Origin of the sequence: Bacillus sp. SB49 (assembly GCF_000469135.2) — a bacterium.
In the GTDB taxonomy this organism is placed as follows: Bacteria; Bacillota; Bacilli; order Bacillales; family Halobacillaceae; genus Halobacillus.
This window is the reverse complement of the sequence record NZ_CP048117.1, coordinates 3320387-3336184: the sequence shown is the minus strand read 5'-3', so window position 1 is coordinate 3336184 and position 15798 is coordinate 3320387. Positions and strand designations below refer to the sequence as shown.

The 15798-nt window shown below is 48.1% G+C and carries 19 protein-coding genes; all 19 read left to right on the top strand.

The genetic code is table 11. The features are described 5' to 3' along the window. Positions 1-138: 138 nt before the first annotated feature. The 19 genes from M662_RS17430 (at position 139) to M662_RS17340 (ending at position 15788) form a co-directional block, all read left to right on the top strand. On the top strand, positions 139-384 hold the full coding sequence (locus tag M662_RS17430; RefSeq protein WP_008632303.1) for a type B 50S ribosomal protein L31: 246 nt from the start codon (positions 139-141) through the stop codon (positions 382-384). Positions 385-753: 369 nt separating this feature from the next. Further along, a complete protein-coding gene (locus M662_RS17425) occupies positions 754-1380 on the top strand; it encodes a thymidine kinase (protein ID WP_008632306.1) in 627 nt (208 codons plus the stop codon). A 128-nt stretch (positions 1381-1508) separates the two neighbouring features. Beyond that, entirely contained in the window at positions 1509-1799 is a 291-nt protein-coding gene (locus M662_RS17420; RefSeq protein ID WP_026577865.1) for a four-helix bundle copper-binding protein, read from the top strand. A 73-nt stretch (positions 1800-1872) separates the two neighbouring features. Further along, complete coding sequence (locus tag M662_RS17415) at positions 1873-2277, top strand: hypothetical protein (protein WP_026577866.1); 405 nt, start codon at positions 1873-1875, stop codon at positions 2275-2277. Between the two features lie 129 nt (positions 2278-2406). After that, positions 2407-3477 carry a peptide chain release factor 1 gene (gene prfA, locus M662_RS17410; protein WP_008632311.1) on the top strand — a complete coding sequence of 357 codons (1071 nt, stop codon included), beginning with the start codon at positions 2407-2409 and terminating at the stop codon, positions 3475-3477. 1 nt (position 3478) lies between these two features. Further along, positions 3479-4351, top strand: coding sequence for a peptide chain release factor N(5)-glutamine methyltransferase (gene prmC, locus M662_RS17405; RefSeq protein WP_035388149.1), 873 nt, complete (start codon positions 3479-3481; stop codon positions 4349-4351). A gap of 84 nt (positions 4352-4435) precedes the next feature. After that, a complete protein-coding gene (gene spoIIR / locus M662_RS17400) occupies positions 4436-5089 on the top strand; it encodes a stage II sporulation protein R (RefSeq protein WP_008632313.1) in 654 nt (217 codons plus the stop codon). A 54-nt stretch (positions 5090-5143) separates the two neighbouring features. Next, a complete protein-coding gene (locus M662_RS17395; RefSeq protein ID WP_008632314.1) occupies positions 5144-5455 on the top strand; it encodes a hypothetical protein in 312 nt (103 codons plus the stop codon). Positions 5456-5692: 237 nt separating this feature from the next. Beyond that, positions 5693-6727 (top strand): L-threonylcarbamoyladenylate synthase, encoded by a 1035-nt coding sequence (locus tag M662_RS17390; RefSeq protein WP_026577869.1) that lies wholly within the window; start codon positions 5693-5695, stop codon positions 6725-6727. 60 nt (positions 6728-6787) lie between these two features. Then, positions 6788-7324 (top strand): manganese efflux pump MntP, encoded by a 537-nt coding sequence (locus tag M662_RS17385; protein WP_008632318.1) that lies wholly within the window; start codon positions 6788-6790, stop codon positions 7322-7324. 71 nt (positions 7325-7395) lie between these two features. Beyond that, entirely contained in the window at positions 7396-8010 is a 615-nt protein-coding gene (locus tag M662_RS17380; protein ID WP_008632320.1) for a low molecular weight protein arginine phosphatase, read from the top strand. Between the two features lie 127 nt (positions 8011-8137). After that, positions 8138-8578, top strand: a complete 441-nt coding sequence (rpiB, locus tag M662_RS17375; protein ID WP_008632322.1) for a ribose 5-phosphate isomerase B — start codon at positions 8138-8140, stop codon at positions 8576-8578. Positions 8579-8685: 107 nt separating this feature from the next. Further along, positions 8686-9255 carry a TIGR01440 family protein gene (locus M662_RS17370; RefSeq protein ID WP_026577870.1) on the top strand — a complete coding sequence of 190 codons (570 nt, stop codon included), beginning with the start codon at positions 8686-8688 and terminating at the stop codon, positions 9253-9255. 27 nt (positions 9256-9282) lie between these two features. Beyond that, a complete protein-coding gene (gene glyA / locus M662_RS17365; RefSeq protein WP_008632329.1) occupies positions 9283-10539 on the top strand; it encodes a serine hydroxymethyltransferase in 1257 nt (418 codons plus the stop codon). Positions 10540-10805: 266 nt separating this feature from the next. Beyond that, entirely contained in the window at positions 10806-11438 is a 633-nt protein-coding gene (upp, locus tag M662_RS17360) for a uracil phosphoribosyltransferase (protein WP_008632331.1), read from the top strand. Between the two features lie 32 nt (positions 11439-11470). After that, entirely contained in the window at positions 11471-12619 is a 1149-nt protein-coding gene (gene wecB, locus M662_RS17355) for a non-hydrolyzing UDP-N-acetylglucosamine 2-epimerase (RefSeq protein WP_026577871.1), read from the top strand. Positions 12620-12728: 109 nt separating this feature from the next. Then, entirely contained in the window at positions 12729-14879 is a 2151-nt protein-coding gene (locus M662_RS17350) for a S8 family serine peptidase (RefSeq protein ID WP_026577872.1), read from the top strand. Between the two features lie 320 nt (positions 14880-15199). Continuing rightward, positions 15200-15418, top strand: a complete 219-nt coding sequence (locus M662_RS17345) for an AtpZ/AtpI family protein (RefSeq protein WP_008632348.1) — start codon at positions 15200-15202, stop codon at positions 15416-15418. 1 nt (position 15419) lies between these two features. Further along, positions 15420-15788, top strand: coding sequence for an ATP synthase subunit I (locus tag M662_RS17340; RefSeq protein WP_008632351.1), 369 nt, complete (start codon positions 15420-15422; stop codon positions 15786-15788). The last annotated feature ends 10 nt before the right edge of the window (positions 15789-15798 follow it).

The window sequence follows — 15798 nt, the reverse complement described above, 5'->3', positions numbered from 1 at the left end:
TTAGCTGTTGCAAAGGGGTAGTCCCCCTGTTATAATCATTCTATGTGAGTTTCAGTACAAGGTGTTATCACGAACCTTCGACGGCTCTTACAATAACTCTGTTTCCTAAGGATTCAGGGCAAAAAGGAGTGGAAGAACATGAAAGCAGGAATTCATCCAGAATACCGTAAAGTCGTATTCCTAGACACAAGTTCTAATTTCAAGTTTCTAACAGGATCTACTAAGACTTCTGAAGAAACAATCGAGTGGGAAGATGGAAACACTTATCCATTGATCCGCGTAGAGATTAGTTCTGCGTCTCACCCGTTCTACACAGGTAAGCAGAAAGCTGACAAAGCTGGCGGCCGTGTGGATCGCTTCAAGAAGAAATATAACCTTTCATAATTATGATACTCCCTCGTTTCGGGGGAGATTTCATCATTTTGAACAAAAACAGGCAAATTGTCTCAGAGGTTTGCCTGTTTTTTTGTCAAAAAATAGGGGTGTAGGGAGCTTTGTGTGACCTGTATCCGGTTTGATATATAGGAAGGGCTGTCCTTGGTGAAGTATTGCCGCCGATTCATCGGGGCTGATCGGGGTGGCTCTTTTTTTATGGTAGTCGGTTGATACATGGGAATAGAAGGAAAAGCGACACGGGAGCCGGCAGCATCTTTCGGCAGGACGGTCCAGGTGCATGGAAGGTGGATATGCCGTCTGCCGTGGCTTTTTCCTTTTATGGATTTTCTTGATTTATGAGAAGGGAGCGACAGTGACGTGTATGTAATGAAGCAGAGTGGATGGGTGGAACTCATCTGTGGAAGTATGTTCAGCGGAAAGTCTGAAGAATTGATTCGACGAGTGAGGCGGGCGACTTTCGGTCATTTGACCGTTCGTGTTTATAAACCTGCCATCGACAATCGCTACAAGGAGGATGCTGTAGTCAGTCATAATGGTACATCGATCATGGCTCGTCCCATTGAAAGTTCGCTTGCAATCCTGAAGCATGTGACGGATGATGTGGACGTCGTCGGTATTGATGAAATCCAGTTCTTTGATGAGCATATCGTCGAAGTCGTTGAATGTCTGGCGGACCGCGGCATACGCGTCATCGTTGCCGGTCTGGATACAGATTTCAGAGGTGAGCCATTCGGCAAGATGCCGGAATTGATGGCGCTCAGTGAAAGTGTGACGAAGCTGAATGCGATCTGTCCCGTCTGTGGATCTCCGGCAAGCCGTACCCAGCGTCTGATTGACGGTGAACCGGCTTCGTATGATGATCCGATCATTCTGGTAGGTGCATCAGAATCCTACGAACCAAGGTGCCGCCACCATCATGAAGTTCCGAATAAGCCGCGGCAGCGTGATGTGGAAGCCGTTTATGAAGAAAAAACAATAAATTGACAGAAGAGAAGACAGCTGGAATCCGGCTGTCTTTTTTATAATTGTCGATGTGCTCGCTGTCGTTTATTGTGGGAGGTATTGTGATATTCTGATGGTAGGTGGTCATCATAGGGAGGAAGGGAGATACCATGAGACATCAGAGTAGTTCCATTCTGGTGAAAGCGAATCTGTTGGAAGAATGTATGAATGCCTTCAAGTATGCAGCGGAAGTGGTGGAGAAAGGCAGCCATATGAAAGACGAGCTGTGTCTATCCTGCGCGGAAGTGTGCAGGACCAGTGCGGAAGAATGTCTGTTACTGACAGGCTCGAAGGAGGACCCTGTCTACCGGATGTGTTTGGAATATGCCGACTTATGTGAAGGGCTTCGTCAGTATGTGACAGAACCGAAACGACGAACAGGCATGCGCAGGTCAGGGTGAAACAATTGTTTGTAAAAAATCTACATATCCACGCCTGAACCGGAGAAACTATCGGTAAAAAGAAGGTGAAGGTATGTGGAAGGTATATATAAGTCTCTTGGTTATTCTTGTTGTCGGAGCTGCCTGCGGTCTGCAGCAGGGAGATAAATATCAAGGAATGACAAGCAGAGACGATATTGAAAACATGGGCATGAACAATGAAGTGACCCGTGATACGGAAAATCCCCGTTCCATCGACAAGGTTGGTTATACATGGGGGTTGAAGCAGGATCGGGAAAACATGAAAGAAGCGGTTCAACAGCTGCCCGGCGTCGATGTGAAACGGATCATCCTTGAAGCGGGAGATGCGTGGGTGACGGTTGATATCGACGGGGAAGCGGACATGAGTGATTCGGAACTTTCGGAATGGAAGAAACAGATACAGGAAGCCGTATTCCAAGCCGTACCAAGATACGATGTTCACGTGAAAATCAAGTAAGAGAAGGAAGACCTTCAAACCCGGTACACATGTGTATCGGGTTTCCTCGTCATGAGGGCGGATGTCCGGTTGTAACAGGGATTACTCTATAATATAATTAGAATGTTATGGAGAAAGAGGTGCATATCATTGATCGAACGTTTACAAACGCTGGAAGATCGTTACGAGAAGTTAAATGAATTGTTAAGTGATCCTGAGGTCATTTCAGATACAAATAAACTTCGGGAATACTCGAAGGAACAGTCTGGTCTGCAGGCGACTGTCGATGCTTACCGTGAATATAAAGAAGTGACAGAGCAGCTTGCTGATGCAAAGGCGATGCTCGATGATGAGTCGGATGCGGATATGACGGAAATGGTAAAAGAAGAAATCAGAGAATTGTCCGGACAGAAGCAGGAACTTGAAGAACGCCTGAAAGTTCTGATGCTGCCGAAAGATCCAAACGATGATAAGAACGTTATTATGGAAGTGCGTGGAGCTGCCGGTGGAGACGAGGCTTCTCTGTTTGCCGGGGATTTATACCGCATGTATGCGCGTTATGCGGAATCTCAAGGCTGGAAGACGGAGGTTTTGGAAGCCAACCCGAGTGATGTTGGTGGTTACAAGGAGATCATCTTCATGGTTAATGGAAACATGGCTTACTCCAAGCTGAAGTTTGAGAACGGTGCGCACCGTGTGCAGCGTGTCCCTGAAACGGAATCAGGCGGAAGGATTCACACCTCGACTGCAACGGTCGTCGTCATGCCGGAAGCGGAAGAAGTGGAAGTGGAAATCCATGATAAGGACATTCGTGTTGATACCTTCGCGTCAAGTGGACCGGGAGGGCAGAGTGTCAATACAACGATGTCCGCTGTACGTTTGACTCATGAACCTACAGGGATCGTTGTGTCCATTCAGGATGAGAAGTCACAGATTAAGAACAAGGAAAAAGCGATGAAAGTACTTCGTGCTCGTATTTATGATAAATTCCAGCAGGAAGCGCAGGCAGAATATGATGAGAGTCGGAAGTCAGCGGTAGGAACCGGCGACCGTTCTGAACGTATCCGCACTTACAATTTCCCGCAGACGCGAGTGACGGATCACCGAATTGGATTGACGTTACAGAAGCTCGATCAGGTACTGCAGGGGAACATGAGTGAAATTATTGACGCTTTACTGATGGAAGAACAAGCGAAGAAGTTGGAACAGCTCGGTGAATGATATGCAGCCTGCTTTTACGACGATTCAAGAAGCCCGCCGCTGGGCTTCTTCTTTTTTGCGGGACAGGGACAGAGAAACGAGAGTCGCTGACATGCTGTTGGAAGATTTGTTCGGCTGGTCGCGGGCCAAGCTGATGGCGTTTGAGACCGATCCATTTCCAGAAGAGCACCGGGAGGCATTTGTCCGCTCGGTTCTGGCTCATGCGGAAACGGGAGTACCGGTACAGCACTTGATCGGCACGGCTCCGTTCTACGGCAGAGAATTCAAAGTCGACCGTCATGTGCTCATTCCCCGTCCGGAGACGGAAGAGTTGGTGCATGGGATCATCGGTATTGTGGAAAGCTGCGGCATGAAGAATCCCCGTATCGCCGATATCGGTACAGGAAGCGGCGTTATCGCTGTTACAGCGGCGCTGGAAATACCGGGAAGTACTGTTCATGCAGTGGATATTTCAGAAGCCGCGCTTAAAGTAGCTTCTGAAAACGCGCAGGCGCTCGGAGCGGACGTCACGTTTCATAAAGGGAATTTCTATCAACCATTAATGGATGTAGAAGTGGATATCCTCCTTTCCAACCCTCCTTATATAGCTTGGGAGGAAAAAGGAGAAATGGCTGATACGGTTGTGGATTTTGATCCTGAATTGGCTTTGTTCGCCGATAAGAACGGATTGGCAGCCTACTTGACGATCGTTGAACAGTTATCCACATGTAGACAACTACCGAAATGTATAGCTTTCGAGATCGGTTACCAACAGGGGCCGCAGGTGAAAGAGCTGCTGGCGACGGCTTTTCCAACATATAATGTTGAGATGAAAAAAGATATAAATGGCAGAGACCGCATGGTGTTCGCGTTTGCGCCTTGTATGCGTATGTGAAGATCCCAGATTCATAGATCAGCCTGTTTAAAGTTCCGCTCCTCTGACTATACTAGCGACTAGTAGAGTACAGGGGGAATGGAAATGAAAAACGCGTGGCTGCTATTATTATCCTTATCTATCATTCTTATCGTATTGCCATGGGGACAGAGAACGGATGCTGATCAAACAGGAGAGAACTATCAAGTGATTCCGGATGAAGCGATCCGATTGAGAATATTGGCGGACAGTAATGCGCCGGAAGCCCAAGCGTTGAAGCGCGAGGTCAGGGACCGCGTTAATGCAGAGATTACGGAATGGGTGGAAGAATTGACATCAATCGAAGCGGCGCGTCAGCTTATACAGGACCGTCTCCCTGAACTCGAGGCAATCGTTGCTCAGACGTTGGAGGATAATGGGGTGGAACAAACCTATCACGTCGATTATGGAAAGAATGTTACATTCCCGACGAAGCTGTATGGACCGTTCATTTATCCGGCGGGGGAGTATGAAGCAATTCTCATTACGCTTGGAGAAGGGGAAGGGGACAACTGGTGGTGCGTTTTATTCCCTCCGATGTGTTTCCTTGACTTCTCAGACGGCACGAGCGTAGCGGCGGAAGAAGAAACACCGATAGAAGAATCAGAAGCGGATCAGCTGGAAGCGATTGCGGAAGAAGAAACGATGAAAGAGACGACGGAAGAAGAGAAAGAAGTGAAATTCTTTGTCGTAGAAATATGGGAAAATATCTTTTCCTAGCATAGCAGGCACACCCCTTTTCATAGAATAGAAAGCAAAAGGGGTGTGTTTTGTATGTATATTGAGAAAACAGAGAGGGATTCCTATCAGATCAAAGGGCAAAACGGAAGTATCGGAAGCTTCCACATACGCCGGTTACCGGCCGGTATTGGAAAGCTGGAACGCCTGCAGGTCAGTAGAGAGGTAAAGCCTGGACACCTGCTTGCAGTGTTTGAATTGATACAAAAATACGTAAAGGAAACGGATCTTCGAGCGCTTCTCGTAGAAAGTCATTCGGAAACGCTGGATTTCTTGTTGCAGCACCAATCCTTTCAACGGGACTCTGTCGAATCAGGCGTGTGGATTTATGAGGTTAATAACAAGTGACTGTGGGTAAGTACCACACTTATACACAACGACTCATTTTTCTGTGTATAACGTGTGGATTATTTTTTATTCACACGCTTTCAAACTAACGGATTCTTTGGATATGTGGACAATATTGTGGGTAAGTTGGGGGCATCTTGTGAATAATGTCTATATTTGCGATATTTTGTTGAATTATTCATAATAGAGACTAGTAAATCACGATCGAGTAAGGTAGGAAAAAGGAGTACAGATGAGATGGATACAAAAATGTGGACAATGCCGGAGCAACCGGCGGTAACAGATGAAGCGATCGAAGAGGCGGCACGTCTGCTTCAATCGGGGGAGGTCGTCGCTTTTCCAACAGAAACGGTGTATGGACTGGGAGCGGATGCAACAAAGGAAGCTGCTGTTCAGCGCATATTCGATGCGAAAGGCAGACCTTCGGATAATCCTTTGATCGTCCATGTCGCTGATCGAGCTCAAGTGAAGGGCCTTGTATCTGAAATCCCTCCCGTTGCTGAACGTCTGATGGATGCTTTCTGGCCCGGACCTCTCACCCTGATCATGAAAAGCAACGGCACAGCTGCGGATAACGTGACAGCAGGATTATCATCCATCGGTATCCGCATGCCGGATCATCCGGTGGCTGCTTCGCTTATTAAAGCATCCCGCCTTCCGCTTGCTGCTCCAAGTGCCAACCGTTCCGGAAGGCCGAGCCCTACGCTTGCTGGGCATGTTCGTCAGGATTTAGACGGCAGAATAGCCGGTATTATAGATGGAGGAGCTACCGGAGTCGGTGTGGAGTCCACGGTTGTCGATTGTACGACGGAAGTACCAATTATCCTTCGCCCAGGTGGGATAACGAAAGAGGATCTTGAGCGCATTCTTTCAGAAGTGATTGTCGATCCCGCCTTAGCGAACGAGACGGAAAAGCCTAAATCCCCGGGCATGAAATATACCCATTACGCACCGGAAGCTCCGCTATGGCTTGTGGATGGAGAGGATGATTTCTTTCTTTCCTGCCTTCAAAAGGAGAAAGCGAAGGGGCTTCGTGTTGGAGTCATAGCCAGCCGGGAACTGGCGCAGAAACTGGATCACTCCCGCGTTATTGCTTGTGGGTCGAGAACCGACGTGAAACAAATCGCCGTTCATTTGTATCAGGCGCTTCGGGAATTCAAAGAAGCCGACGTCGATGTCATTCTTTGTGAAACATTCCCGGAAACAGGTGTTGGAGCTGCTGTCATGAACCGGTTGACAAAAGCGTCCACGAAGAAACTCTCTCAGAACTAACATACCCCTCCTTTTCTCGGCATACGATGATACAGCATGTCCGAGGAGGAGGATGAACAGTTGGAACAGCTGGTTTCGCTAGTTTTGTTATCGATTGCTTTAGGGTTGGACGCATTCTCTGTTTCGTTGGGGATGGGAATGCAAGCCGTCCGTCTGAAGCATGCGTTCTTTGCGGGCATTGTCATCGGAGCCTTCCATATATTAATGCCGGGACTCGGGATGGTCCTCGGTCAATGGCTTTCTGGAACGGCGAGTGAGTTTGCAGCCTTTGCCGGCGGAGTCATGTTATTTGGTCTTGGAGCCTACACGGTTTTCGCTTCTTTTACCGAAAAGCACTCGGTCTCCTATCGAATCACGGGAGTAGGGTTGTGGTTGTTCGCTTTAAGTGTGAGCATCGACAGCTTTCCTGTCGGTTTCAGTCTTGGTTTGAGGGATGCGGAAGTTATCCTTTCCGTATTGTCGTTCGGTTTGTTCAGTATGTTATTGACATGGGCAGGATTCGTGATCGGTCGGAGGGCCGGAAGCTTGTTGGGAACATCCAGTGAATTGCTCGGGGGAAGCATTCTGTGTGTACTCGGATTAAGTGCCATATTTTGACATGTTTTTCGAGTTGCCTATACCTGTGCTATTATGGAGAAAACGGACTATTGGTTAGGAGAAGAATGGCTATGAATATATTATTTGTATGTACTGGTAATACTTGCCGAAGTCCGATGGCTGAAGCGCTGTTAAAGTCAAAATGGGACAAAGGTGAGGTCCGCTCCGCCGGAATATTTGCAGGCAAGGGAGAACCATTGGCGAAGAATTCGGAACTGGTTCTGAAAGAGAAAGATTTGACGATGAATCATCAAGCGGTTAACGTGGATGATGATCTGCTGGAATGGGCGGACATAGTGTTGACGATGACGGATCGTCACAAGCAGACCTTAGCATTGCAGTATCCTTATCACCAAGATAAATACTTTACGTTAAAAGAATATGTGGTATTGGATGAGAACAAGTGGAACCGACTCAAGGATCTATACAGCAGCTTTGAAGAGAAGCGGTCGATTCTGCTGAGAAATGCTTCTGAAGACCACTCTGATCCCCAAGAGCTTGAGCAGCGTTTATACGAGGAATTGCAGCAGGAGATCGAAGAGATCAAGAGTCTAGAGGAAGAACTGCCGGATCTCAATATATCCGACCCCTTCGGAGGCAGTATCCATATTTACAGATCGACAAGGGATGAGATTGAAAAATATTTGGACCTGCTTGTAGCGAAATGGCAGGGCGACAAGGCTTGAGAGTGCTCAAGTCTTTTTTTGTGGACAAAAAACAGTAGTTGTGGTGCTGGTCGTCGGCAGGATTGACACCTATAATGGAAACTGGCACGATTAGATATAATATTAATGAAAGATAGGAGTGTCGTAGATGAGAGTAATCCTTGCCTCTGACCATGGTGGAGTCAACCTGCGTAAGGAAGTGGCGGGTGTTCTGGAAGAGTTGGAAATAGAATTCGAGGATATAGGGTGCGACTGTGAAGGTTCCGTCGATTATCCGGATTATGCCATTCCGGCTGCGAAGCGGATTGCGGATGGAGAATTCGACAAGGGAATTCTGATCTGTGGCACAGGAATCGGCATGTCCATTGCTGCCAATAAAGTGAAAGGAATCCGGGCTGCGCTGGTCCATGATCTGTTCACGGCAAAGGTAACGCGGGAGCATAATGATTCTAACGTTCTTTGTATGGGAGAACGTGTTATTGGTCCGGGATTGGCGAGGGAAATCGCAAAAACCTGGGTTTCGACAAATTTTGAGGCGGGTCGGCACAAAACTCGCATAAGTAAGATTGCCGAATACGAAAATAAGTAATACAATGGGATGTAGAAAAGCGGATGCCGTCAAAAGCGGAAGCTGACAAAAAAGAGGAGCGGTATGGTGCTTCTCTTTTTTCATAGTTCTGCCAGGAGGTGGATGAGATGGTAGATGTACATGCTGTGCAGGAAGATGTCCGTAAGACAGCGGAGCAATTGTTAGAGGGTGGTTCCATCCGACGAGGGGTATTTGTCATCGGTTGTTCAACGAGCGAAATCGCCGGGGAACGGATCGGTACATCCGGAAGCGAAGCGATTGCGGAGGTCGTCTTTAAAGAATTACAGCAGTTTCGGCGTGCCGGGGAGTCGGAGCTTGCTTTCCAATGTTGTGAGCACTTGAACCGAGCATTAGTCGTCGAACGTCCAGTTATGGAAAAGTACCGCTTAATGGAAGTCGCTGCGGTCCCGGTTCCTAAAGCCGGTGGATCGATGGCATCGTATGCGTACAAGCATATGGAGGATCCGGTCTTGGTGGAAAGAATCGAAGCTTCAGGCGGACTTGATATCGGAGACACTCTGATCGGGATGCACTTGAAGCGGGTAGCCGTACCGCTCCGGATCGCGCAGAAATCCATTGGCCGGGCACATATTACAGCTGCCACAACACGTCCTCCTCTGATTGGCGGGGCTAGAGCTGTTTATGAGAGGGTTGCAGAAGAAGGTTCTTGTGATTAAAGGAATGGAAAGGGGAAAGTTTTGACAATGAATCATGTTAAATCAGTAGACGCAGAGGTTTTTTCAGCTATTCAGGATGAAAAAGGGCGCCAACAGGACAATATTGAATTGATTGCATCAGAAAACTTTGTTTCCGAAGCCGTTATGGAGGCTATGGGATCTGTTCTTACCAACAAGTACGCGGAAGGGTATCCTGGACGTCGTTATTACGGCGGTTGTGAACACGTGGATGTTGTGGAGAACCTTGCCCGTGATCGTGTGAAAGAGTTGTTCGGTGCCGAGCACGTTAACGTACAGCCGCACTCCGGTGCACAGGCGAACATGGCTGTTTACTTCACTATATTGGAGCCTGGTGATACGGTTCTTGGTATGAACCTGAACCACGGCGGTCACCTGACACACGGCAGCCCTGTCAACTTCAGTGGGAAGTTGTACAACTTTGAAGAGTACGGGGTAGATGAAGAAGGTCAACGTATCGATTATGATGCTGTCCTTGCTAAAGCAAAAGAAGTGAAACCGAAGCTGATTGTAGCTGGTGCGAGTGCTTACCCTCGTGAGATCGACTTTGCCAAGTTCCGTGAAATTGCTGATGAAGTCGGTGCCTACTTGATGGTCGACATGGCTCACATCGCCGGTCTTGTAGCTTCCGGTCTTCACCCGAACCCGGTACCTCACGCTCATTTCGTAACGACGACAACACACAAAACTCTTCGTGGTCCGCGAGGCGGCATGGTTCTGTGTATCGAAGAGTTCGCCAAACAAATCGATAAGAACGTTTTCCCTGGTATGCAGGGCGGTCCTTTGATGCATGTCATCGCAGCCAAAGCTGTATCCTTTAAAGAAGCCCTGCAGCCGGAATTCAAAGAGTATTCCCGTCAAGTCATCGCCAATGCGAAACAGCTTGCTGCATCCCTTACGGAAAAAGGAGTCGATCTCGTTTCCGGCGGTACGGATAACCACTTACTGCTTCTTGATCTTCGCAGTAAGAATCTGACCGGTAAAGTTGTCGAGAAGGCTCTTGATGAGATCGGAATCACAACGAACAAGAACGGCATTCCTTTCGATCCGGAAAGCCCGTTCGTTACCAGCGGTATCCGCGTAGGTACGGCAGCGGTAACAAGCAGAGGCTTCAGGGAAGAAGAGATGAAAGAGATCGCTGACTTGATCGCTTTCACTCTGGATCACCATGAAGATACGGAGAAGATGAAGGAAGCGGAAACGCGTGTCCGTGAACTTACTTCCCGTTTCCCTTTGTATCAAACCCTTAACTATTCCTCTTTATAATTTTAAAAGGAAGCCCTCCCGGCCTTGCCGGGAGGGCTTTTTAGTATGTCGCAGAGATATTCTTCACAGGGGAAGGGACTCTTGCTCTTGCGGTTGTTTATGTTCATGTAATTATTTCCTTATCTTTGAGACTTCGGAACCGTCAATCCTTTTATGGCGTCGGTCTTTGTCTGGATAAATGACAAGATGTCGATTCCCGGGTTGCAGGGACACTACTTTTTCAGTACAATTTAAAGGATGTAAACACTGAGAAGGAGTGATTGGCAATGGCGAACGTTTATGTACTGGATCATCCATTAATTCAGCATAAGTTGACGTACATACGCAAAAAAGAGACAGGAACGAAAGATTTCCGTGAATTAGTTGATGAAGTAGCGGCACTGATGGCATTCGAAATTACCCGTGACCTGCCCCTCGAGGAAGTAGAAATCGATACACCAGTGGTGGAGAACGCCAAAGCGAAAGTGCTGACTGGTAAGAAGATCGGTCTTGTGCCGATTCTACGTGCCGGTCTCGGCATGGTAGACGGTATCGTTCAATTGATTCCTGCTGCGAAGATCGGGCATGTCGGCCTTTATCGTGACCCAGAGACGTTAAAGCCAGTCGAATACTATGTCAAACTTCCAAGTGATATTGAAGAACGTGAACTGATCGTTATCGATCCGATGCTTGCGACAGGTGGATCCGCAAATGAAGCCATTCACTCACTGAAGAAACGCGGTGCACGTCAAATCCGTTTGATGTGTCTCGTTGCAGCACCGGAGGGTGTGGAAGCTGTACAAGAAGAGCACCCGGACGTAGATATATATCTTGCGGCGCTTGATGAGAAGCTTAATGAGAAAGGTTACATCGTACCAGGCCTCGGAGATGCTGGGGATCGTTTGTACGGCACAAAATAAGAGGTACATTTCTTCATTAAAGGAGAATGATGATGGCAGATCGTATTAAAGTGATGACAATCTTTGGGACAAGACCGGAAGCAATTAAGATGGCTCCGCTTGTTCTTGAATTGAAGAAGCGGGCGGATCAGTTCGAACCGATTGTTACCGTTACGGCTCAGCACAGGGAAATGTTGGATCAGGTACTGGCAATTTTCGATATTCAACCCGATTTTGATTTGGATATTATGAAATCCCGTCAGACGCTTGCTCAAATTACGACCCGCGCGTTGGAAGGTCTCGATGAAGTAATGAAAGAAACCAAACCGGACATGGTTCTTGTGCATGGCGATACCACGACGACATTCGCCGCATCCCTTGCCGCCTATTATAATCAAATTCCAGTCGGCCATGTCGAAGCCGGTTTACGGACATGGAACAAATATTCTCCATTCCCGGAAGAGATGAATCGCCAGTTGACGGGGGTTATGGCGGACCTGCATTTCTCTCCGACCAACAAATCGCGTGATAACCTCTTGGCGGAAGGGAAGCCGGAGGAGCATATCTTCGTAACGGGTAACACAGCGATTGATGCGTTGAAGACGACGGTAGATGAAGGGTATTCTTCAGAAATCCTTAAAGAAATAGGGGATAAACGACTTGTTCTCATGACTGCCCACCGTCGGGAAAACCTTGGGAACAACATGCGGCAGATGTTCCGTGCGATCAAGCGTCTCGTGGAAGAGCATGATGAAATCCAGGTCATTTATCCCGTGCATTTGAATCCTGTTGTTAAAGAGACGGCGGATGATATTCTTGGGAATGATGATCGAATCAAGCTGATCGATCCGCTGGACGTCATCGATTTCCATAACTTCGCTTCCAGGGCACACTTGATTTTAACCGATTCCGGTGGAGTCCAGGAAGAGGCACCGTCTCTTGGTGTGCCTGTCCTGGTGCTTCGTGATACGACGGAACGCCCGGAAGGGATCGAAGCAGGTACATTAAAGCTTGCAGGTACGGAAGAAGATCATATTTTCCACCTTGCTCATGAACTGCTTTCAGATGAAGAGAAGCATCAAGCGATGGCTCAGGCTTCCAATCCTTATGGGGATGGAAAGGCGTCTGCGCGTATTGCGGAAGCGATCCGCTATTTCTTCAAACAGCGTGAAGATAAACCTGCCCCGTTTGAAATTGAATAGTCACACAACGACCGAACCCACTCCGGGGTTCGGTTTTTCTTTTGTCGGATGTACGTATAAATGAAAGGTTGAGACAGAAGCTAAAGGTAAAAAAAGGGGTCGCCGTCCTATGCGATTATGGTTGCTTGCCGTTATGGCTTTTGCTTTGTTGACTGGTTTTGACCCACCTGATCCTCCCGAACCATCAGAGGAAGTAACCATCATTGTGGAAGTAGAAGAGAAACCTTCTGATTTCCAGGAGATGTTGGAAGCCCGCCTTCCCCGGTTGGAAGTAGTCGCCGTCTATGATCGTTTGTTCAACGGCTTGGCGGTTCGGGGGAAAGCGGAGGAATTGGAGAAGCTTGCCCGGATGGATATGGTGACCAATCAATATCCGGTTCAAACGTATCGAGCACTTGGAGATGATGAAATGACGTTCTCGACGGAAAAACTGAGAGAAAATCTTTCCTCATCCTATACGGGCAAAGGTGTCAAAGTCGGCGTCATCGATACAGGCGTGGATTACACGCATCCGGACCTTAGGAAGAATTACATTGGAGGATTTGATACTGTTGATTTCGATAATGATCCGATGGAAACGAAAGGGGAAGGAGCGACCGCGCACGGATCTCACGTTGCTGGAGTAATCGCGGCAGACGGCAAGATGAAAGGGATTGCCCCTGACGCCAGGATTTATGCGTATCGAGCGCTCGGCCCTGGTGGTGTCGGTTCTTCCGTCCAGGTGATTGCAGCTTTGGAGGAAGCAGTGAAGGAAGGGATGGATGTCATTAATCTTTCTCTCGGGAATGATGTCAACGGCCCGGATTGGCCGACGACCCATGCCGTCAACAAAGCGGTTGAACTCGGGACCGTTGTCGTCGTTGCCGCCGGAAATTCGGGTCCTGATGCCTGGACGGTCGGTTCCCCAGCCACTTCCTCGGAGGCGATTACCGTGGGGGCATCGGCTTTATCGATGAAAATACCGGTTTTAAAAGTGCCGGGCGTACGTGCTAAAGTGCCGCTGCAATTGTTCGCCGGGTCGAAGCAGTGGCAGTTAAGCAGAAAGTATCCCGTTGTTTATGCTGGGAAGGGGGAGGGACATCTCGGAGACTTGCGCGGAAAGATAGCGTTAGTGGAACGTGGGACCATTCCTTTCGTGGAGAAAGCGATAAAAGCGTATCAAGCCGGTGCTGTTGCTGTTTTGATTTATAACAATGAAGAGGGGGTATTCCAAGGTTCCTTGGACGGTCAGAAGCTCCCGGTACCCGTCGCTTCTCTTTCCAAAGAGGCCGGTGAATTTTTGGTGGAGGAAGCGGTGGCACAGAATCAGTGGGTGGCGACGGAATGGGATACATTGAATGATCGTATCGCACCATTCAGTTCCCGGGGACTCGTTACAACCAACTGGGAAATCAAACCGGATATCGTCGCCCCTGGTGTGAACATTTGGAGCACGGTTCCGGGTGGATATCAGCCGATGCAGGGGACAAGCATGGCTGCCCCTCATGTCGCTGGTGCTGCTGCTTTATTGAAAGAAGCCCATCCGGAGTGGACCCCTGCCCAAGTAAAGACGGCCTTGGCTAGTACAGCAATTCCGATTAACGGAGAAGACTCTCTTCCTATGGAACAAGGGGCAGGAGCCATGGACATTGGGAAAGCACTCCATCCGGATCTGATGATTGACCATGGAGCGCTTGCTTTTGGAAAAGTAGAAGGTGCTTTTTATAAGAAGAAGATCCGCTTCCGTGTAACTAACCCTACAGATGAGGTGGTCCGGTTGGAAATGGATCAGCCCAGTATGAAGCATGGAGAATCCTGGTCCGTTCCGTTGTCGTTTGATTTATTGCCGGCAGAGGAGAAAGAGGTGGAAGTGGAGCTCAGGTTGACGACCTCCTTGCTTGACCCCGGTGTCCACCAAGGATATTTGAAAATGAGAGGAAACGGTAAAGAGTACCTGCTTCCTTATGCGTACGTAAATGAGAAAGCATCCTATCAACAAATATCAGGATTTGAGCTCGTGGATGAAGGAAAAGGAAAGGAAGCCTCCTACCGCTTTCATCTGGCAGAAGAAGTAGAGCGGGTCACTGTCGATTTGTACAGGGCCGGGAGCTTCTTCTATGCCGGAGAGCTGCTTGATATCGACAATCCTGACGCAGGTATGAAAGAAGGAACGGCGAAGCTTGCTGCGGACAGTCTGGCCGGCAGTTACATCGCTGTCGCATTAGTGGAGACGAAAGATGGTATCGAACACTATGCGTTTCCTGTTTATATGGAAGGGTGAAATATTAAAAAAGGACAATCTGCTGCCGTAGCAGATTGTCCTTTTTATTTTTACTGCCATGCTTCGACAGCGTCTGTTATAATTGATAGCAGAAGTACCTAGCAAAGGAAAATTTTGGTGGTTAATAAGGAATATTTTGTATTGTCAGAAATGTGACGAAAATGTGAGCAAAGCATGTCGTGCATTTGTATTTTTAATCACAAACGCATTGACATGGACCTACCCCTATTGTATTCTTACATAGGGTAGAATGATAAGGTTTTCATCAGTGACACCATAGGTTTTCAACAGATCATTCCATTGTCGGGAAAGGTAGAACTATGAACCAATCAAAACCCCCTTTTCGTGCGATGGCTTTGACAAGCAGCATCCTTTCCCAGCTCGCAGGCGGACCACTTGCCGGCGCATTTCTCGGGAACTGGCTTGACAGTCATCTTTCCACAGGACCCACATTTCTGATCATAGGACTTCTCTTAGGATTAGGAGCAGGTACATACGGAACCATTCATTTAGTACGAACGTACACGGGAGACGATTAATATGCAGACATATCAGCACATGATAGCCCGTCAAAGAAAATGGATGTTCTATCTTCTGGCTCTTTTCGTACTTGGATGGGGCGTAACCCCATGGCCGTCAATTTTCCTCGGACTTCTACTTGGAAGTGCATTGAGCTTCTACAACCTCTGGCTTATGCAGCGTAAGATTCGCATGCTCGGCGAAGCTTCTGCGGAAAACCGCAAAGTAGGAGGAATTGGCACCTTTACGCGATTGGCTTCCGGCGCACTGGCCGTAGTCATTGCCCTTCAGTTTGAAGAATATTTCCATTTAATTTCAGTAGTATTGGGCTTAATGGCAGCCTATATTGTCATTTTAATAGATTATCTGTTCCATAAATCAACAGTTTAGCAAGATGGAA

Excerpts from the sequence above, each read along its gene's own strand:
- M662_RS17430 (WP_008632303.1), top strand. The coding sequence starts at position 139 with ATGAAAGCAGGAATTCATCCAGAATACCGTAAAGTCGTATTCCTAGAC.
- M662_RS17420 (WP_026577865.1), top strand. The coding sequence starts at position 1,509 with ATGAGACATCAGAGTAGTTCCATTCTGGTGAAAGCGAATCTGTTGGAA.
- M662_RS17415 (WP_026577866.1), top strand. The coding sequence starts at position 1,873 with ATGTGGAAGGTATATATAAGTCTCTTGGTTATTCTTGTTGTCGGAGCT.
- prmC (WP_035388149.1), top strand. The coding sequence starts at position 3,479 with ATGCAGCCTGCTTTTACGACGATTCAAGAAGCCCGCCGCTGGGCTTCT.
- spoIIR (WP_008632313.1), top strand. The coding sequence starts at position 4,436 with ATGAAAAACGCGTGGCTGCTATTATTATCCTTATCTATCATTCTTATC.
- M662_RS17395 (WP_008632314.1), top strand. The coding sequence starts at position 5,144 with ATGTATATTGAGAAAACAGAGAGGGATTCCTATCAGATCAAAGGGCAA.
- M662_RS17390 (WP_026577869.1), top strand. The coding sequence starts at position 5,693 with ATGGATACAAAAATGTGGACAATGCCGGAGCAACCGGCGGTAACAGAT.
- M662_RS17380 (WP_008632320.1), top strand. The coding sequence starts at position 7,396 with ATGAATATATTATTTGTATGTACTGGTAATACTTGCCGAAGTCCGATG.
- rpiB (WP_008632322.1), top strand. The coding sequence starts at position 8,138 with ATGAGAGTAATCCTTGCCTCTGACCATGGTGGAGTCAACCTGCGTAAG.
- M662_RS17370 (WP_026577870.1), top strand. The coding sequence starts at position 8,686 with ATGGTAGATGTACATGCTGTGCAGGAAGATGTCCGTAAGACAGCGGAG.
- glyA (WP_008632329.1), top strand. The coding sequence starts at position 9,283 with ATGAATCATGTTAAATCAGTAGACGCAGAGGTTTTTTCAGCTATTCAG.
- upp (WP_008632331.1), top strand. The coding sequence starts at position 10,806 with ATGGCGAACGTTTATGTACTGGATCATCCATTAATTCAGCATAAGTTG.
- wecB (WP_026577871.1), top strand. The coding sequence starts at position 11,471 with ATGGCAGATCGTATTAAAGTGATGACAATCTTTGGGACAAGACCGGAA.
- M662_RS17350 (WP_026577872.1), top strand. The coding sequence starts at position 12,729 with ATGCGATTATGGTTGCTTGCCGTTATGGCTTTTGCTTTGTTGACTGGT.
- M662_RS17345 (WP_008632348.1), top strand. The coding sequence starts at position 15,200 with ATGAACCAATCAAAACCCCCTTTTCGTGCGATGGCTTTGACAAGCAGC.
- M662_RS17340 (WP_008632351.1), top strand. The coding sequence starts at position 15,420 with ATGCAGACATATCAGCACATGATAGCCCGTCAAAGAAAATGGATGTTC.